14 protein-coding genes are annotated in these 14,198 nt (G+C 64.0%); 7 read left to right on the top strand and 7 right to left on the bottom strand.

Annotated elements, in window-relative coordinates; all coding sequences use genetic code 11:
* Positions 1 to 17: 17 nt before the first annotated feature.
* Positions 18 to 662, top strand: coding sequence for a S24 family peptidase (locus JQX13_RS21275; RefSeq protein WP_203410757.1), 645 nt, complete (start codon positions 18 to 20; stop codon positions 660 to 662).
* A 593-nt stretch (positions 663 to 1,255) separates the two neighbouring features.
* Here the strand turns inward: JQX13_RS21275 and JQX13_RS21270 are convergent.
* Both JQX13_RS21270 and JQX13_RS21265 read right to left on the bottom strand, forming a co-directional pair.
* Entirely contained in the window at positions 1,256 to 2,401 is a 1,146-nt protein-coding gene (locus tag JQX13_RS21270; RefSeq protein WP_203410756.1) for a hypothetical protein, read from the bottom strand.
* Between the two features lie 10 nt (positions 2,402 to 2,411).
* A complete protein-coding gene (locus JQX13_RS21265) occupies positions 2,412 to 2,840 on the bottom strand; it encodes a VOC family protein (RefSeq protein ID WP_203410755.1) in 429 nt (142 codons plus the stop codon).
* Positions 2,841 to 3,073: 233 nt separating this feature from the next.
* On the opposite strand from JQX13_RS21265, the gene JQX13_RS54325 reads away from it, so the two are divergent.
* The 4 genes from JQX13_RS54325 (at position 3,074) to JQX13_RS21245 (ending at position 6,522) form a co-directional block, all read left to right on the top strand.
* A complete protein-coding gene (locus JQX13_RS54325) occupies positions 3,074 to 3,727 on the top strand; it encodes a hypothetical protein (protein ID WP_239014979.1) in 654 nt (217 codons plus the stop codon).
* Positions 3,728 to 4,680: 953 nt separating this feature from the next.
* Positions 4,681 to 5,034, top strand: a complete 354-nt coding sequence (locus JQX13_RS21255) for a hypothetical protein (protein WP_203410754.1) — start codon at positions 4,681 to 4,683, stop codon at positions 5,032 to 5,034.
* A 136-nt stretch (positions 5,035 to 5,170) separates the two neighbouring features.
* The gene (locus JQX13_RS21250; RefSeq protein WP_203410753.1) at positions 5,171 to 5,782 is read left to right on the top strand and encodes a hypothetical protein; all 612 of its coding nucleotides are present in this window, start codon (positions 5,171 to 5,173) and stop codon (positions 5,780 to 5,782) included.
* A gap of 38 nt (positions 5,783 to 5,820) precedes the next feature.
* Entirely contained in the window at positions 5,821 to 6,522 is a 702-nt protein-coding gene (locus tag JQX13_RS21245) for a HEAT repeat domain-containing protein (RefSeq protein WP_203410752.1), read from the top strand.
* Between the two features lie 320 nt (positions 6,523 to 6,842).
* Here JQX13_RS21245 and JQX13_RS21240 read toward each other — a convergent pair whose 3' ends face one another.
* From JQX13_RS21240 to JQX13_RS21225, 4 genes are all read right to left on the bottom strand, one after another.
* Positions 6,843 to 7,106 carry a transposase gene (locus JQX13_RS21240; RefSeq protein ID WP_203412666.1) on the bottom strand — a complete coding sequence of 88 codons (264 nt, stop codon included), beginning with the start codon at positions 7,104 to 7,106 and terminating at the stop codon, positions 6,843 to 6,845.
* Positions 6,994 to 7,461 (bottom strand): IS66 family insertion sequence element accessory protein TnpB, encoded by a 468-nt coding sequence (tnpB, locus tag JQX13_RS56405; protein WP_430384213.1) that lies wholly within the window; start codon positions 7,459 to 7,461, stop codon positions 6,994 to 6,996. Before tnpB ends, JQX13_RS21240 begins: the two co-directional genes overlap by 113 nt.
* Positions 7,462 to 7,718: 257 nt before the next feature.
* Positions 7,719 to 7,889 (bottom strand): hypothetical protein, encoded by a 171-nt coding sequence (locus tag JQX13_RS21230; protein WP_203410750.1) that lies wholly within the window; start codon positions 7,887 to 7,889, stop codon positions 7,719 to 7,721.
* A gap of 401 nt (positions 7,890 to 8,290) precedes the next feature.
* Entirely contained in the window at positions 8,291 to 10,060 is a 1,770-nt protein-coding gene (locus JQX13_RS21225; RefSeq protein WP_203410749.1) for an ATP-binding protein, read from the bottom strand.
* Positions 10,061 to 10,643: 583 nt separating this feature from the next.
* On the opposite strand from JQX13_RS21225, the gene JQX13_RS21220 reads away from it, so the two are divergent.
* Together JQX13_RS21220 and JQX13_RS21215 are read left to right on the top strand one after the other, a co-directional pair.
* A complete protein-coding gene (locus JQX13_RS21220; protein WP_203410748.1) occupies positions 10,644 to 10,826 on the top strand; it encodes a hypothetical protein in 183 nt (60 codons plus the stop codon).
* Between the two features lie 215 nt (positions 10,827 to 11,041).
* The gene (locus tag JQX13_RS21215) at positions 11,042 to 12,643 is read left to right on the top strand and encodes a hypothetical protein (RefSeq protein ID WP_203410747.1); all 1,602 of its coding nucleotides are present in this window, start codon (positions 11,042 to 11,044) and stop codon (positions 12,641 to 12,643) included.
* Positions 12,644 to 12,740: 97 nt separating this feature from the next.
* Here the strand turns inward: JQX13_RS21215 and JQX13_RS21210 are convergent, their stop codons facing one another.
* Positions 12,741 to 14,042, bottom strand: coding sequence for a competence protein CoiA family protein (locus tag JQX13_RS21210; protein ID WP_203410746.1), 1,302 nt, complete (start codon positions 14,040 to 14,042; stop codon positions 12,741 to 12,743).
* Positions 14,043 to 14,198 lie beyond the last annotated feature (156 nt).

Below are 14,198 nucleotides of genomic sequence, written 5' to 3'. Positions count from 1 at the left end.
CTCGTGAATAAGGCGGGGTGAGCCTGCCAGTCCAAACGACTGGCGAAGGGCTGTTCGCGGTACGCGCGTTCGGCGATTCCATGGACGGAGGCGAGCGACCGATTCGAGACGGTGATTGGCTCGTGATGCGCTACGCCCGAGCCGCGGGTATCGGCGCGGTCGAGGGCAAGGTGGCACTCGTGCAAGTGCCGGATGCGGCGGGCTATGGGTACCAGGTCAAGCGAATCATCCGAGAAGGCGACCGGTGGATGCTGCGCTCCGACAATCCGGCGCGGCCGTCCTTCGAGGCGACGGAGGATGTGGTCCCCGTTGCCCTTCTCGTCGAAGTGATTCCACCCGCGAAACTCGGACCCGCCACGGGCGAACGGATGACGGATGAGGAGACCGCTCGTGCCTTCGAGCTGCCCTCTCCGCCGAAAACCGGGCGCATCAATGGCCATCTCTTTCTCTGTGTGACCGAAAAGGGAACCCTTACCGAACCCGATCGCCTGAACCTACGCATCGAAGATCGCCGCCCGGCGGAAACCGCATTCGTGCTGACCCGGACCGCACCGGAGAAGCCTTGGAGGTACGCTGGCGTCGCACGATGGCTGGAGCACGAGGACCGTTGGGCACTCGCAGAGCCGGTGGATCACTCCACCTGGAGAGCACTCGGACACTGACACCAAAGCTCTCGTCGACGACTGAATGAAATCTGAGAAGATATTGAACAGCTCCCATCAGGATGAGCAGATGCCATCAGGACCAGGCGTGGAACCCCGGGGAATCCCCATGAGTCCTTTCGGGACGGCGGTGCTTTTGGGCCCCCGGAAGTCCATGGGTCCCGACCTGCCCTACACGGTCCATGCTCGACGAGGAGATGTCGGCGTTGGAGAAGCAACTCGAGGCCACCGATGGACTCGCCAGTGGACAGGTGGATGCTGTACGTGGACATCTGGCTCTCCATCGAAGGGCCAGAAGTGGGGCACCGCTTCATCGAAGGTTTCTTCCAGCGGCATGGCCTGCGGCGGTCCGTTTCCCTGGTGGTGCCCAGCGCTGCTCGCCGGCTTGCCGCGCCTCGTGGCGGAGGCACTCGCCCAACACCTCCCCCTGCGGATTGTCGAGCTGCCCGTGGCCCCACCGCCTTTTCAGATGCACCTCCTCTGGCACGAGCGCACCCATGCCGATGAGGGAGCGCGCTTCTTCCGGGAGCTCGTCCTCGGAGCCATGCGCACTCCCGGAAAGGCAACGTAGACGCCCCGAGCCCGTCGGTCCGCTACCCCGTGCGCTGGCGCCGCACCTCGGCCAGCACCTGGCGCAGGCGATCCGCCACCCACTCGAGTTCCTCGCGTGGCAGGCCCACCCCGAGCGCCACCAGTCCGCCCTGCGTCCGGTCGATGATGAGCATGGGCGACGTGGGCTCGCTGCTCACCCCCACCCTGGGGCCTCCCTCCGAGTGGAGACGCACGTCCACGTCCCGGATGTGCTCCAGCGGAATCCGCGTTGGCCGCGCCTCTCCGCTCCCGAACCGCACCAACTCCAGCCCCGGCCGGGACGCGGTGATGCGCCACGCGGCGGTAGCCCCCGTCCAGGCAGTCCACAGGAAGAAGCCGCCCATTCCGCCCGTCATCAGGGGCAGCATGAGCATGGCGCCCATCACGGAGCTCAGCGCGGCGCGATGCCAGAAGGCGTACGTGAAGAAGCCAAGCGTCACCGCCACCAGCACTCCACCCGCGATGGCCTGGGGCAGGAACCCTCCGGTCCAACCGGGGGCGGGCAGCTCCACCACCAGTTGGTTCCCCTCCTGCCGCACCACGATGCGGCTATCCCCAGGGAGGGAGCGCGGTACCTCGGGCTCGGCGGAGGACGCCGCCAGCGCCTGGGCCGGAGCCGCGGCCTGGGACTCATCCAGGGGGCGCGCCCGACCCTCATCCACCCGCAGCGGCAGGATAGCGAGGCGAGCCACGGCCTCCGCCAGCGCGAGCGCCTCGCCCTCATCGTTGCCGTCGGCCAGACGCAAAGGGGACGCGCCCGCTCCGGCGAGCCGCACCTCGCAGCGAGAGAAGCTCTCGCGCCCCTCGGGTCGACTGGCCGGGGTGATGACCTCCACGCGCTCGAACTCCCCGAGCCCCTTCGTCCGCCTCACGAGCGGAACGCCAAGTCCCCACGTCGAGACGACCCGCCTCGCCTCTCCGTAGAGGGTGACCCGCCACACGCTCAGCAGTTGCTTCACGCCGTAGCTGGCCGAGAGGACCAGGAGCAGCAACCCCTGGACGTCCAACGTCGCCCACCTCATCACCAGACCGATGCCGGTGGCCAGCAGCAGCCCGAGCACACCCAACCCAATCTCCCGCGCTCCGCGCTCACGCCGGATGGTCAACCGCGTCCCTTCGAGTCGCCAACCGTAGCTACCGAATCTCACGAGAGCACCTTCAAAACTTCACGACGATCGACTCGGCACTTCGATTCGCGGGCCCATGGAACACCGCTTCCACGTTGTTTCCATCGGGGTCGAGCAGGAAGGCCGCGTAGTAGCCGGGATGGTAGGGACGGATGCCCGGAGCTCCGTGGTCCCGGCCGCCATTCTCCAGGCCAGTGACGTGGAAGCGCTCGACGGCCTCGCGAGATGCCGCCTGAAAGGCGAAGTGCGCTCGACCGGTCAGCGCTCCGGCCGCCGCGCGAGAGCTCTCGGAGGATACGAACAGCTCGTCCGCCCAGAAGTAGTCCGCGCCTTCTCCGCCGAGGGGAATGCCCAGCGCGCCGAGAATGGCCGAGTAGAAGCGCTTGCTCACTGCGAGATCTCGCACGACCAGGTGGAGATGGTCGATGAGACGGCCCCGATGAAGCAGGTTGGTTTCCATATTCGATTCGCATACCGCGCCAGGTTTCGAGCACTCAAGTGCTCGACGCGCGAGCCGACGTTCGATTTCTCGCCCTGAGCGGCACTGTTCCTCTGCAGACACTTACCTCCCAGGGAGCGGACGCCTCGGCTTCCCCGGGCTTATCGGCGGCATGGGGCGCTCGCGAGGCAATCGGGCTCGCGCCCGTGCGTTATCGCGGCCACCCCCTTCTCTCCGACCGGAGTCTTCCGTCCATGCGCATTCGCGCGCTTCCCCTCCTGCTGCTCACCTCGTGTACCGCAGCCAGTACCACCGTCACTCCGCCGTCCTCCACCCCGACGCCCCAGGCCACCGCCTCCGCGCCCCCGGCCTCCGCCGCGCGGGCCTGGAAGCTCGAGGCGGCCACACCCATGCGGACGGCTTCCAGCATCCCCTTCACCGTGTCCGCCGGCTGGTACGTCACCGAGGACCACGGGCGGCTGTTGCTCGAGGACCCCGAACGGGAGCTCCGCCTCACGCTGCTCGAGGTGCCCGGCACCTCCGCCGAGCGTGCCCTCGCCGAGGCCTGGAAGCAGACCCGTCCCGACTTCGCCCTCCCCGTGAAGCTCTCCGCCCACCCTCCCGCGCAGGACGGCTGGGATGAGATCATCCAGAACACCTACGACACTCCGCCTCGGGAGGCGCGCGTCGTCGGAGGCCTCGCACGGCGCAAGGGTGACACCAACCATGTCATCCTCCTGGACGGCTCCGCCGCCGCCATGGATCGCCGGGGCGATCAGGCCGCCCAGGTGCTGCTCGGCTTCAAGTCGGCCCGGCTCGCCGAGGAGTCCTTCGCCAGCAAGACCCCGCTCCCCCTCACCGCCGAGCGCCTCCAGTCCCTGGAGCGGGTGCTGCCACACGTGCCCTAACGGCAGTGGACGCTGTCATTTCCGCACCGGGTGCGGTGGATGCTGCTGAAGGATGCGAGACTGCTCTCCGACGCCTCACCCTCTTCCTGCGCGCGGTGCACCTGACGCTGGAGCGTTTGTCACGAGCGGAGAATGGCCGCGTCGCCTACTGAATGAAGAGCCCGCTGCCGGACGATACGACGTACCTGCTCTTCACCGGGATGGAGCTGCTCCCGCCGGCTGGCCAGCCTGGTTCCTCCACCGAGGACGAACCTCACGTCTTTCCTGCCCGAGTTGCCCCCTCCCCAGGCACCTGCCAGGGGCCACCGCAGCAGGCGCTGTGGGAGTGACGCACGACTGAGGGATGTGCTCCCTCTCTGAGCCCAAGGCGACCGGTCGCCCGCGCAGGGGAGGGGTGTGCCTGGGCGCGACGTGCGGGCTTCCTCGGAGCCCTCCTGCACCGTCCAATGCATGTCGCGCGGCCCTCCTGGACAAGGCCCTCGCCCGCAACAGGGCTCCCATGCAGCCTATGCTCGGTCCTGGATGAGGTAATGCACCGGCGAGGATTCGATCCGCTTCATCAACTCCGGCGGCGTGAGGAAGGAGCGAAACCGGGTGTCCGGCTCCGTGCGCACGTTCTGCGAGACGGCCTCGCCCGAGCCTTCCCCGGAGGCGGGTCCGGGCGCGGCCTGGGCACGGTGACGCAGGCGGACGTGAGCAGCAGCACGGCACCCCAGCGCGAGCGACTACGAGACATGGCCCCGCCCTCTTCCGAGTTGACGGCAGGGGGCAGAGGCTAGCCAGATATCCCATTCCCCGATTTATTTCTTGGAGGTAAAATGTCGGAACGAGCCCTCCCGCCTGGCTGTAATTTTCCATAAACAAAAAAAATCAACCAGGAAGATATTGACCAGCAACCTCAGGCCCATGAGGCAATTCACTCACACATACATTTTCAAGGGAGCCGCCGAGCCATGTTCATCATTCGCCGAGAACAACTCAATGCATTCGACGCTGTTGCCGAACGGGATTTCCACCTGCGCCTCATGCATTTCCTGCGCGAAGAACTACCAGAGCAGACAGCAGAACTGGATGAAGAACAGCTATTGAAATATATCAAAGAGGCGACGCAGTGCGCCGGCAGACATGGGATCGAGAGTGATCTTGGAATTGCTCAATACGCCTGTTTAGCACTGGCAACAGTCCCCACGCTTGCCGACACTCCGCGTATTGCCGCATTTCTGAGAACACCTGGAACCGATCCCGAGGAACAGCTTGATGCATTGATCGAGTTCATGGACTCTCAATTGTACATTGAGGACGACTGAATCCGGGCTTGCACGAAACAAAACATCAACACACAAACAAATGACATATCTCAAGCAATTTCTCAACCATTACCGGGAATGATCAAGTCGACGGGAGCTTTCAGTGGGGGCACTGCTCAGGATAATATTACAACAAATGGCCAAGAAGGCCGCCCAGGAGGCTGCGAAGAAGGCCGCCCAGGAGGCTGCGAAGAAGGCCGCCCAGGAGGCTGCGAAGAAGGCCGCCATGGAAACGGCCAAGAAAGCCGCCCAGGAAGAAGCGAAAAAGGCCGCCCAGGAAGCTTCCAAGAAGGCCGCCCAGGAAGCTGCGAAGAAGGCCGCCCAGAAAACGGCTAAAAAGACTGCGGATGCCGCCAAGAAGTCGCGAGATAAGTTCAGCAAAGACAAGAAGAAGAGCCAACAAAAATGCAACAAGAAGGGCAAATGCCCACTGTGTGGCCGTGACAACCACGACTGCAAATACTATCGCCTGAAATCAGAAGTAAAGAAGACCCTCCTGAGAGATGCGGCAGATCCAAAGAGCAAGCTGGACGCCACTGCGCGGGCCTTTATCTTGAAGACCAAGGGCGAGCAAGTCCCAAAAGGCTATGAGGTCTCTCACAAGATTCCACTCTACACGTTGCCCCATTCCAGACGCTGTACGCTCGATAAAGCATGGAATATGGAGACCCTGCCTACCGCTGCCCACAGGCGTGAGCACAAGAAGTGCGGTCCTACGTATCACAAGTACCCACCCAAAAAGAAATAACGAGCAAGCATCCCACCTTGAAAACCACAGGAGCATCCATGAGCAGCATCAAGGAACTGGAGCGTGAATTCCAAGCACTCAATGACCCATCTACTGATCCAGAGACGCAGCATGCGTTTGCGCAGCGCCTCCTCGGGTCGGACGAGTCCGAGGTCGTTGGATTCCATTACGAACTGCTGCGCCATCGCGACAACGAACTTTTCCGAGGTATTATTCGCGATGCGTTCTCCCAGAGAGGTGCCGTGGGAGAGAAGTTTCTTCTCCAAAAGCTAGAACAAGAGAAGAACCCGGAAATGCTTGCCGACGTCGTGCTCATTCTCGGGCTCATGCAAAGCAGTGCGGCACGAGAATACTCGCTTCGAATGCTCCGAAGCCCCCATGAAGAGATACGTCATGTCGCCACTTTTGTGCTCGGATGGGTTGGTACCCTAGACGACCTGGGGAAACTGGAGCAGCGTTTGCTCGAGGACCCGGCTCCCACAGTCCGCTCGGATGCGGCCACGGCCCATTACCAGGTGTTCTACCGTATTCCCGAATGCAAGGATCAAGCGGTCCAGAGCCTCTTGCGCGGGCTCGAACAGGAGCGGGATGAAGATGTTCTCGCCAGCATCTTGATCACTTTGCAGGACATCTTGAACAAGCGCTTCGGGATGCGCGAAGACATCGACGAGGGAGAGATTACTGGCGATGTCGGGAAAGCGAAAGAGAAAGCGCTAAAATTTCTCAAAAGAAAGTCTTAGAGGTTGATGTGGGAAAAGCCAAAGCCCAGGAGCCTCTCGCTGGAAGTCCGCGAGCCTCCTGGGCTTTTCAACTCCTCCGCACCGGGGCAAGCCCACTTCTGCCTTGTTGCGTCCCATGTCCATACCTCCTGGACCACGACGCTGAACGGCTCCTCTCTCTCAGAAGGTGTGGTCCGCCGAGCGCTTACCCGTCCGTGTCCCTTGCGCTCCTTCTTCCGCGACTCCTTGTTCGGCGGCTCGGACGCAGGTGGAGCGCCCTGCGCGACGCCAGCGTCCCCGGCGCCAGGCGCCGCCACCTGCGCCTGATGAGCACCAGCGTCCTACTGCCCCAGCTGTGTCAGAAACAGCGAGAGTTGCTCGGCCGACAGCTTCTCGCTGGTGCGGCCAAACCGCTGGCGCATCGCCTTGAGCAGGCTCAGCTCCAACTCGGTATTCTTCTCCACCAGCTGCGTCAGCAGCTCCACCACCAGCTCAATGGCCTGCTCGTCCTGGCCCTCGGCCAGCAGCGTGCGCAGCAGCGCCGCCACGCCTTGCACGTCCGTCCTCTTCTTGCCGGAGGCCTGGCCGCTCATGCCGCGAGACATGAGCCATGGCCCGGCCCCTCAACGCAAGAGGTTTTCTCACACAGGTGACACCAGAGGTGGGGGGCTGCCAGCGCGGCCGACGGACGCTGGCCTTCAAATCAATCCCCCCTAGCAGCAGCGTCAGTTCCACCGCCTCGAGCGTCACGGCGCCCGCCTCCTCCGGCAGCTGACGCGGCAGGCGGAAGCTGCCCTTCTCCAGCCTCTTGGAGAAGAGACAGAAGCCCCCGGAGTGCCACCACAGCACCTTCACCATGTCGCGCGTGCGGTTGAAGAAGACGAAGAAGTGTCCACTCAAGGGGTCCTCTCGCAGTACCTGTCGCGCCAACAAGGAGAGCCCATCGAAGGACTTGCGCATGTCGACGGGCTGGCATGCCAGGTGGATACGTACCGAGGAGGGCAGCGTCAGCATGCCTCATCCAGCGCCCTCACCAGCCGCGCCAGTGCGTCCACGTCGAAGCCGGGCTCCACTCGGATGCGCCGACCCCTGGCCAGTAGCACCTCCATGCTGGCTGCGCACGGTGGTGCCCGCTGGGCTTCTGGCGTCGGCGGCGCCGCAACGTGCACCGGGACGAACGAGAGCGTCGGGGCCGCCTCCTCGGCGCGCCGCTTCTTTCACCACCTCAGCCGCTGCGGCGTAAGCCCATGGCGGCGGGCGAACTCCCCCACCGACAAACCGCTCGCCTCGTAGGCCTCGAGCACCGCCTGCGCTTCGGCCTCCGTCCAGTAGTTGCTTGCCGCGGCCCTCGCGAGCGTTGCGTCCACTTTCTCCGTGTTGCGTCCCATGTCTACACCTCCCGGAACGCGACGCTGAATGCCTCCTCCCTCACGCGGAAGGTGTGGTCCGCCGAGTGCTTAACCCCGCCCTCCCATGTCTCCGCGTAGTCTTGGCTCTTGCTCGTGCCCTCGCCCATCGTCCTCTACCTCCATAGGGGAGAACGTGTGGGGGTTGCTCGATTTTGCCCACGAGCGCCATGGGCAAAAAGAAAGGGCGTCGGACCGGAGCCCAACGCCCTTTGAATCCTTTGTGATGATGTGCCCAGGGGCGGAATCGAACCACCGACACGGGGATTTTCAGTCGCGATTTTCGGGGGCATTAGCCGCCATTTCCGAGGGAAGAGTGGCCAGGAATGGCCGTCCGTGGCCGGGGAAGTGGCTCAGGAGTGGCTCACCGGTGACCGGTTTCGCTAGACGTTCCGAGCAGACGCCAGCTGGCCGACGAGCCATTGGAGCTGCGTGCGTGCGGCGCTTACGAGTGCAGAGTAGGACAGAACACGCAGCCCCTCAGTGTTTCGCCGCGGGTCTACGGACGCATCGCGCCGCCCTCCCACAACAAGGATTTCGAGATTGTCGAAGGTATGTCGCAGATCATCGCAGTACTTCACCGCTTGGTTCTCGTCGTCCCGGTTGATGGCGTGCGAGGGACGCTTGAACTCGATGACCACATGCCGCATCCGGACGTCCTCGCACAGGAGTAGGTCCGGGCGGCGCGAGGCGCGGTCACCAGCAAACTCGCGCCCGGCCCATTGCTCCACGATGGACGCAAGCGTTCGATTAGAGGCCAATATCGCGTACTCGGACCCGAGCAGCCACAAGTTATGCTCGATGACTTGGTGCATCTGCCTCTCAAGGGTCCCCGGGTTGGCGATAAGCTCATCGAGCCGGTCGAGCACTTCCAGACGGCGCTGGGCCTGCTGGGCCATCAACGCCATGTCCACCAAGCCGAAGTCGGCCAATGCGTCAGCGAAGGTGGCCACCCCGGCGTGCCTCGCACCCTCGATGGCTTGCACGACGATCCAATATTCGTCACGCTCGAAGGCATCGAGCATGACGTTGATAACTGTATCCTTGCGCTCTTCGCTCTCGCCGTAGAACTTGCTCAGGGCGCGCTCCACCGCCGCCTGGGCCAGACGTCGGCGGTGCTCCGGCATTCCGGCAAGACGCCGATTGAGTTCGGCCTGCCGACGGGCCTTCGCCAAGCTCACCTCATGGCTGAAGACCCTCTGGAGTTTCTGCTTCAACTGGTCCTTCAACCAAGACTGCATCATACGGAAGCGGGTACTGTTCTCGACGAACGCCCCCCAATCCACGGTGACGTCGTCGGCGAGCCCATCGGCCTGCACCTCACCGTAAATGCGCTTAAGCAACTTGGACGGGATGTCTTCGTCCTCATCGAGGCCAAAGTACGCAGGCTTGCCCACCACCTTGCCATCCACGCGCACCGCGACTCCAGAGTGCTTGAGCTTCAGTGGCTTCTTACCATCCGCGATGGTGAAACGTAGCCGGACGGAGCCTACGCCCGGCAGTTGGACAGATTCCACGAAGCTCTCGCCGGGAACGTCCTCAACAGCGAGCGGCTCCCCATTAACGCGTACAGTGAATCCCGCCTCGCGCCCGTACTCAAGGACCAGCAACTCCCGCAGCCGCTCCGGGCTCGGAAACGCGAGTCCCTGGTTGAGGTCGCGCAGGATGATCGTCGTGCCGTGTGCTCCCTGCTGGCAAGGCTCCGTCTGGAGCGGGAGGTCAATGTTCTCAAGGTCCTGACCGGGCTCGAATAGGTCCTCCTTGCGCACCCGTAGTTCAGTGCGTGTCCCGTGTGCCTGCGTGCGGACCAACATGGTGTTCGCGGCCATGAGCCCGGCAAACTTCCCGATGCCCTTACGGCCCTTGATCGGGCGCTTGCAGCGCGGCGACACCTCCCCCTTCCGACTGCGTCGGTCGCTGGCAACCTTGAGGTACTCGCTCCTGAGCTCCTCCTCGGTCATCCCGCATCCGTCATCCTCAACGATGATGGGGTCTCCCGTCATCTCCGCCGGGAGAGTGACATTCACATGTGATGCGTCCGCGTCCCACGCGTTGTCGATCAACTCTCTGAGAGCCTGCTCGGTCGAGCGGTATCCCTCTCCCAGCAGCACCGCCAGCCTGGGGTCAACCTGGAATCGAGCGGTTTTTGCCATCGGAAGGACGTTACCCTGAAAGAGCACACTGCTCCGGTTTTCGGCTCTGCCCACGGCGACGTAGGTGTGGGCACCTCCGCACTGAGTCGCGTAAGGGGCATGTCACGCGTGGGCCTAGCCACGGAAGAGCTGTCCCCTCAGGAATTCGTCGCCTCGGTGAGTTGGCCCGTAGAAGTGAAAAGCCCCAAATCTCAAGGGCTTGGAGGCTCATTCGGAGTGCCCAGGGCGGGATTCGAACCCGGTACGGGGGGATGGAAAACCTCAGGCAGGACGCGCCTTTACCCGCCATCCCCTTGATCTCGGATTCGTCGTCCCGCCCTGTCCTACCCCGTGCCACCTCGTCCCCCTGAATCCGCGCTGGTACGGCACACTGACGGCACATGGGAGGGCCCGTCCATCGGGCGCCCACGGGCTCAACTTCCGCAGTGGTCCGAGTCCCAATGCTTACTGAAGCTACTGTAAGTACTGGGCTTTTCCCGATGTCCACCGGACTTGGGTCGTCCGGGGGCGCTCTCTCTGGCTCCATGGCGGCGTTCGCGCATGGGGCGCGGACGTCACCAGTCAAAGCTGCACGGAGAGAACAATGGGTAGGAAGAGCAACCACACCCCGAACGACCACCGGTCCATCATCAAGAACCCGAACAACCCCGCCTACCACTACAACAACGGGAATCGGGGCGGTCAGATGAACCCGCAGCATCCCAACTACCAGGGCGGTCAACCGGCCACGGGCGGCAGCAAGGCCACGAACGGCAACAAGAAGTAGGAGCGAACCCGGATGGGGCCAGCGGCATCGCCGCTGGCTCCTCCGTGAGGCGAAACGACATGAGCTACTTCAATCTTCCGAGCGGCTCGGGCATCGAGTACCCGCGAAGTGGCCGACTCCTGGGTGAGGCGGCCGAGTTCCTCCGGCTGAAGGGCTTCCTCCGGAACGCCGAGGACTTCAGCTACAAGACCGCGCAGCGCGTCTTCGATGATGACGTGGCGGTCGCCAGGGAGAAGTTCGACGCGGTGCTGAAAACGCTGGTGGAGGCCATGTTCCCCGCGGCGCTCGTGCCCACGGACGTGCTCCCCGCCACCGAATTCGATCCGGTTGCCTGGGCTCTCGCGGTGACCCGTGAAGCAGCCGAACGGTGGGACGAGCTCGCGGCGTTGATGAACAGCCTGAGCTTTCCCATCACCGAGAAGCGCGACGCCCCCATCCCGTTCCTGCGCCTCTACACCCTGGATGCGGGCATTCGCTGGGGGGCGTACCAGGTCCTGCGAATCGAGCACGGCCAGCAGCCCACATTCCGCCCCGTCTGGATCGAACGCGATGTCTTCCGCCGCGTGATGAACAAGCTTGGAGGGAAGAGCGTCACGGTGGCCGAGCTGGCGAAGCTGGCACGCGTCTCCAAGAACACGATGGACTCGTGGCGTACAGGGAAGAGCGAGCCGAGCAACGAGAATCTCGCCTTCCTTTCCGATGCCCTGGCAGCGAAGGCGGGAGTGCCTGCGGAAGAACTGAACACCCGGCTTCGTCTCGCTGCTGGAGCCGCCGCGTGCCGCTCCCGGCTCGCCGGCCTCATTGGCGAGGAGCGGCTGAATGACTTCATCAAGGCGTTCGAAACCACGGCGCGCCTGACGAGCGACGTGCTGCTGACCGTGGACCTTGGCCGGACTGAGCGCCGGGGCAAGCTGCTCGATATCATCCACCGCGGCGCCCACTCGCAGCTTGGCCAGATGCTGTGTGACCGTCTGGCCGAAAAGGCACGGTTCCATCAGGAGGTCATGAACGATCTGCTCGCCCTGCCGGGACCCTGGCACAACCGCCTGAACGCGTGGGCCAAGCAACTGGGGGCGATTCCCTTCGCAGGTGAGCCCATCGCGAAGGAGCTCAGGATTCCCGCCAAGAAGGCCCAGCAGATGATGCCCTTCATCCGCGAGATGCTGTTGCGGATGGGCGGCTACGACGCACAACCACCCGAGGGAGCCCACGTCGTCACGCTTTCCGGACCACCGGAGTTCAAAGCACGGAACCGCGCCAGCCAGGCGGGAGATGCGTTCTCACGAGGAGATCTCCGCTCGGCCATCGAGCACATGCGGATCGCAGTGCAGTGGGACCCCTCGGATGCCGGACATCACTACACGTTGGGGGCCTACCTCGGGCATACGGTCTCACCTGGACAGAACCAGTTCCTGACCGAGGCCCTCCACCACTGCATGGAAGCTGCGCGTCTGGCCCCCGATTGGGACCGACCCCCGACCGAGATCGGCATCATTCTCTCGAACGCCGGGAGATACGAGGATGCCGAGGAGGCGTTCGCCCAGGCGGAGCCGGTCGCGAGCAAGTGGGACCACTTCCACTTCACTCGAGGAGTGAACCACTTGTTCGCCAAGCGCTTCCACGCGGCCATCCCATGTTTCCGCCGGGTACTCGAGTTGGACCCGAGGCGCGTTGATGCGGCTGCGAACCTGGTGGCAGCGCTTGAAAGCACGGGACTCAGTGAGAGCGATGAAGCGGTCAAGCTCCGCCGCGAACTCGATCGCAAAACCTCCCGCTGGCGCGAGTTGATCCGCGAAACCTCACCCGGTCTGAAATAAGGTCCACGTAACCGGAGCAAGCCCATGATGCTCATCGTGGGCCCGGGAATGGAGGCGGGCGCTCCCTTGGCAAACAAGGCCGCGCGGTCCACGCAGCTCAGTCGTCCCTATACCTGCGTCCCCATCTCTGCGGTAGCCCTCCTCCATTCCTCTGCCGGAGCCACTTCTCGAAGCGCTCCACGCCCTCCGCATCGAGCGCAGTGGTGACCTTCTTGGAGTTGGCAAAGACCTTCACTTCGATTTGCCGGATGCGGCCCGACTGGATCTGCCGCTCGATGGCCTCGGGGGAGACGCGCAGCCGGTGATGCAAGCCCCTCTGGAACTCGATCTTGACCCACCGGGCTTGCTTGACGCTCCACCAGAAGCGCTGGAACGGCTCCTCTTCCACCTCACCGAGTTCGAACCCACCGTGCGTGTCCACCTGCACCCAGGGGTTGGTTGGCGACTTGCGGCAGTACTTCCGGGCAGCCACCTTCGCCTCCTCGAGAAGAGGCCAGAAATCCTGCGCCAGCGCTCCCTCCCAGCGCTGGAGGACCCGCCTGTTCTTGTACTCATGCAGCTCCGCGTGGGTGATTTCCCCTTTGTCCCAGTGCTGGACGAGGATGAAGAGCAGGTCCCTCCGGACACCATTCTCCAGGTACATATGCACCCAGCAGTGGGCCCGCACGTCGAGGCGCGGCGCGAGCCGCTCCTGCTCTTCCAGCTCCTCCTCTCGCCTGCGCTCGGCCTCGGCATCCTCGCGCTGCCGTCGGCGCGATTCTTCCTCGGCGCGGCACTCGTCACATTGCTCCCGCATCCGGAGGCCGAGGGCCTTCCTGAACGGAAGGGGTGCGGGCCTGACCCACGGCGCGTGCCCTCCCTCGCCCACGATGGTCCGGGCCTCGACCTCCACCATGAGGACGCCATGCCTTTCGAGCGCCGCAAGCTTCTCCGGCCCACAAGCGTGCGTCGCCAGGACTTCGAGCAGCGCGAGGCGCTCCTCGCCGCGCCAGAGCGTCAGGTCTGGCTTGAGCGTCCGGGCCGGGTCGAGCCACACCTCCACCTCGGCGCGGTCACCAGGCAGGAGCTGAAGCGCGGCAGCGGTGATGGGAGCCTCACAGCCGCGGCAGGGACGGGTGATGCTCAGCTCCTGCCCCTCGTCGGCCATCTTCTGGAGCGAGCGCAGCAGCAGCAGCTTCGCGGAGATGTGGAGTTCCCCCTCGCCTGTCGAGCCGAAGCACGGGTCCACGTTGGGCTGGTGGGCGAAGTGGTGGGAGACCTTCTCTCCCAGCTTCGCGATGAGGTACTTGCGGCACACTGGGCAGAGCACGGGTGGGGGCCGCCCACCGGTACGCCGGAGCTCGAGCGCATCCCCGATGCCGAAGACCTCCCCCGTGTCCGTCATCGCGAAGGTCAGCATGTCCCCCGGGCCTCCCGCTCATGCTGGCCACGGCTTTGCACCATGCAATAGCTCACGAGCCCGAGCGTAGTGCGCCCTACGGAGAATGCGAAGCAGGGCTCCTCAGGGAGCGCACCGGCATTCAAATGCTCATCCGCGACCCCGTTTGAACGCGCC

The sequence above is a fragment of the Archangium violaceum genome (genome assembly GCF_016859125.1).
Lineage (GTDB): Bacteria > Myxococcota > Myxococcia > Myxococcales > Myxococcaceae > Archangium > Archangium violaceum_A.
This window is presented reverse-complemented; position numbering and strand designations above follow the sequence as displayed.

Excerpts from the sequence above, each read along its gene's own strand:
- JQX13_RS21265 (WP_203410755.1), bottom strand. The coding sequence starts at position 2,840 with ATGGAAACCAACCTGCTTCATCGGGGCCGTCTCATCGACCATCTCCAC.
- JQX13_RS54325 (WP_239014979.1), top strand. The coding sequence starts at position 3,074 with ATGCGCATTCGCGCGCTTCCCCTCCTGCTGCTCACCTCGTGTACCGCA.
- JQX13_RS21255 (WP_203410754.1), top strand. The coding sequence starts at position 4,681 with ATGTTCATCATTCGCCGAGAACAACTCAATGCATTCGACGCTGTTGCC.
- JQX13_RS21250 (WP_203410753.1), top strand. The coding sequence starts at position 5,171 with ATGGCCAAGAAGGCCGCCCAGGAGGCTGCGAAGAAGGCCGCCCAGGAG.
- JQX13_RS21245 (WP_203410752.1), top strand. The coding sequence starts at position 5,821 with ATGAGCAGCATCAAGGAACTGGAGCGTGAATTCCAAGCACTCAATGAC.
- JQX13_RS21240 (WP_203412666.1), bottom strand. The coding sequence starts at position 7,106 with ATGTCTCGCGGCATGAGCGGCCAGGCCTCCGGCAAGAAGAGGACGGAC.
- tnpB (WP_430384213.1), bottom strand. The coding sequence starts at position 7,461 with ATGCGCAAGTCCTTCGATGGGCTCTCCTTGTTGGCGCGACAGGTACTG.
- JQX13_RS21230 (WP_203410750.1), bottom strand. The coding sequence starts at position 7,889 with ATGGGACGCAACACGGAGAAAGTGGACGCAACGCTCGCGAGGGCCGCG.
- JQX13_RS21225 (WP_203410749.1), bottom strand. The coding sequence starts at position 10,060 with ATGGCAAAAACCGCTCGATTCCAGGTTGACCCCAGGCTGGCGGTGCTG.
- JQX13_RS21220 (WP_203410748.1), top strand. The coding sequence starts at position 10,644 with ATGGGTAGGAAGAGCAACCACACCCCGAACGACCACCGGTCCATCATC.
- JQX13_RS21210 (WP_203410746.1), bottom strand. The coding sequence starts at position 14,042 with ATGCTGACCTTCGCGATGACGGACACGGGGGAGGTCTTCGGCATCGGG.